Origin of the sequence: Secundilactobacillus silagincola, from assembly GCF_002583405.1 — a bacterium.
Classification (GTDB): Bacteria; Bacillota; Bacilli; order Lactobacillales; family Lactobacillaceae; genus Secundilactobacillus; species Secundilactobacillus silagincola.
On record NZ_BCMJ01000019.1, the window covers coordinates 1 to 2,218 of the forward strand.

Here is a 2,218-nt window from a genome sequence, read left to right on the forward strand (position 1 = left end):
AAAAGCTTCCGTAAGTTTAGGGCAAGAGTACTTTATACCTTGCGTATTAAGACTAAAAAAGTCCTAATCACGAAATAGTGATTAGAACTGATTTAATAAATTTACCAACAACAGTTGTCAAAGAGCCTAATAAATTTACCAACAACAGTTGTCAAAGAGCCAAAAAAAGCACTCACAAGACTCATACCATAAATGAGTTAGTGAATGCTTTTTAGTGTTAAAAATTCTGAAAGATTCTGGTTAAACTAAAAAAAACCGCCCCTAAGGCGATCAACGTACTGGACGGTCCGTACGAGACTCGAACTCGTGATCTCCTGCGTGACAGGCAGGCGTCCTAACCAGCTAGACCAACGGACCATTCGAATTGCGGGGGCTGGATTTGAACCAACGACCTTCGGGTTATGAGCCCGACGAGCTACCAGACTGCTCCACCCCGCGATAATATGAAATTTACTAAAATGACCCGTACGGGATTCGAACCCATGTTACTGCCGTGAAAGGGCGGTGTCTTAACCACTTGACCAACGGGTCATATCTAAAATAAAGAAGCATAACGGAGAAAGAGAGATTCGAACTCTCGCGCCGCTTTCGCGACCTACACCCTTAGCAGGGGCGCCTCTTCAGCCACTTGAGTATTTCTCCAATGGGCCTAAATGGACTCGAACCATCGACCTCACGCTTATCAGGCGTGCGCTCTAACCAGCTGAGCTATAGGCCCAAAAAGCGGGTAACGAGAATCGAACTCGCGACAACAGCTTGGAAGGCTGTGGTTTTACCACTAAACTATACCCGCATGGATCTTCTTTGAGCAATGGCGCGGGACGGAATCGAACCGCCGACACACGGAGCTTCAATCCGTTGCTCTACCGACTGAGCTACCGAGCCATATAAACGGTCCGTACGAGACTCGAACTCGTGATCTCCTGCGTGACAGGCAGGCGTCCTAACCAGCTAGACCAACGGACCATACAATTGCGGGGGCTGGATTTGAACCAACGACCTTCGGGTTATGAGCCCGACGAGCTACCAGACTGCTCCACCCCGCGATAATAAGGAGGATGAGAGATTCGAACTCTCGCGTGGTTTGACCCACCTGACGGTTTTCAAGACCGTTCCCTTCAGCCAGACTTGGGTAATCCTCCATGATAAAACTGTAAAGATAATGATCACCTATAAGGACCATATGGACCTTGTAGGACTCGAACCTACGACAGGACGGTTATGAGCCGTCTGCTCTAACCAACTGAGCTAAAGGTCCGAGTCGAAGATCAAATCGCGGCGGGGGGGATCGAACCCTCGACCTCCCGGGTATGAACCGGACGCTCTAGCCAGCTGAGCTACACCGCGATGGTGTTTAAATAAAACTATCTAAAAACTTTTATTTAAATCGGGAAGACAGGATTCGAACCTGCGACCCCCTGGTCCCAAACCAGGTGCTCTACCAAGCTGAGCTACTTCCCGTTCAAATGCACCCAGTAGGAGTCGAACCTACAACCTTCTGATTCGTAGTCAGACACTCTATCCAGTTGCGCTATGGGTGCAAAATATTAACATAAAAAATGCCGAGGACCGGGATCGAACCGGTACGGTCATCACTGACCGCAGGATTTTAAGTCCTGTGCGTCTGCCAATTCCGCCACCCCGGCGTATATGGCATAAGCGGAAGACGGGATTCGAACCCGCGACCCCCACCATGGCAAGGTGATGTTCTACCACTGAACTACTTCCGCATATTAAGTTGAAATGCCGACTAGAAGATTCGAACTTCCGACCCCCTGTTTACAAGACAGGTGCTCTACCAACTGAGCTAAGTCGGCAACACAATAGATATAGTATCAAATCTAACTTTTAATGTCAACATGAAGATTGACGCTATGAGCCGTGACAGTCTCGAACTGTCGACCCTCTGATTAAAAGTCAGATGCTCTACCAACTGAGCTAACGGCTCAATGGAGGATACAGGGCTCGAACCTGTGACCCTCTGCTTGTAAGGCAGACGCTCTCCCAACTGAGCTAACCCTCCATAAATATAGCGTGGCAACGTCCTACCCTTGCAGGGGGCGATCCCCCAACTACTCTCGGCGTGCTGAAGCTTAACTTCTGTGTTCGGCATGGGAACAGGTGTATCCTTCAGGCTATCGCCACCACACTATTGAGAACTGGTGCTCTCAAAACTAGACAATATCATTTTCTTTTACCGATGAACACCACTACTCGT

Annotated in this window: 19 tRNA genes and 1 rRNA gene; all 20 read right to left on the reverse strand. The window is 48.7% G+C overall.

Annotated elements, in window-relative coordinates:
- Window positions 1-283: 283 nt before the first annotated feature.
- Window positions 284-357: transfer RNA gene (locus tag CES82_RS11890), tRNA-Asp, on the reverse strand.
- 7 nt (window positions 358-364) lie between these two features.
- A tRNA-Met gene (locus CES82_RS11895) sits at window positions 365-438 on the reverse strand.
- A 21-nt stretch (window positions 439-459) separates the two neighbouring features.
- Window positions 460-531 (reverse strand) — tRNA-Glu (locus tag CES82_RS11900).
- 23 nt (window positions 532-554) lie between these two features.
- Window positions 555-642: transfer RNA gene (locus CES82_RS11905), tRNA-Ser, on the reverse strand.
- 2 nt (window positions 643-644) lie between these two features.
- A tRNA-Ile gene (locus tag CES82_RS11910) sits at window positions 645-718 on the reverse strand.
- Window positions 719-722: 4 nt separating this feature from the next.
- Window positions 723-793 (reverse strand) — tRNA-Gly (locus CES82_RS11915).
- A 19-nt stretch (window positions 794-812) separates the two neighbouring features.
- Window positions 813-885, reverse strand: a tRNA-Phe gene (locus tag CES82_RS11920).
- A gap of 7 nt (window positions 886-892) precedes the next feature.
- Window positions 893-966, reverse strand: a tRNA-Asp gene (locus tag CES82_RS11925).
- Window positions 967-972: 6 nt separating this feature from the next.
- Window positions 973-1,046: transfer RNA gene (locus tag CES82_RS11930), tRNA-Met, on the reverse strand.
- 6 nt (window positions 1,047-1,052) lie between these two features.
- Window positions 1,053-1,142, reverse strand: a tRNA-Ser gene (locus CES82_RS11935).
- Between the two features lie 42 nt (window positions 1,143-1,184).
- Window positions 1,185-1,258, reverse strand: a tRNA-Ile gene (locus CES82_RS11940).
- 15 nt (window positions 1,259-1,273) lie between these two features.
- Window positions 1,274-1,347, reverse strand: a tRNA-Met gene (locus CES82_RS11945).
- A 40-nt stretch (window positions 1,348-1,387) separates the two neighbouring features.
- Window positions 1,388-1,461: transfer RNA gene (locus CES82_RS11950), tRNA-Pro, on the reverse strand.
- Between the two features lie 6 nt (window positions 1,462-1,467).
- Window positions 1,468-1,541 (reverse strand) — tRNA-Arg (locus CES82_RS11955).
- Window positions 1,542-1,560: 19 nt separating this feature from the next.
- A tRNA-Leu gene (locus tag CES82_RS11960) sits at window positions 1,561-1,646 on the reverse strand.
- A 12-nt stretch (window positions 1,647-1,658) separates the two neighbouring features.
- Window positions 1,659-1,730: transfer RNA gene (locus CES82_RS11965), tRNA-Gly, on the reverse strand.
- Window positions 1,731-1,744: 14 nt separating this feature from the next.
- Window positions 1,745-1,817, reverse strand: a tRNA-Thr gene (locus CES82_RS11970).
- Between the two features lie 58 nt (window positions 1,818-1,875).
- Window positions 1,876-1,948 (reverse strand) — tRNA-Lys (locus CES82_RS11975).
- 2 nt (window positions 1,949-1,950) lie between these two features.
- Window positions 1,951-2,023, reverse strand: a tRNA-Val gene (locus CES82_RS11980).
- Between the two features lie 9 nt (window positions 2,024-2,032).
- Window positions 2,033-2,149, reverse strand: a 5S ribosomal RNA gene (gene rrf, locus CES82_RS11985).
- Window positions 2,150-2,218: the final 69 nt, after the last annotated feature.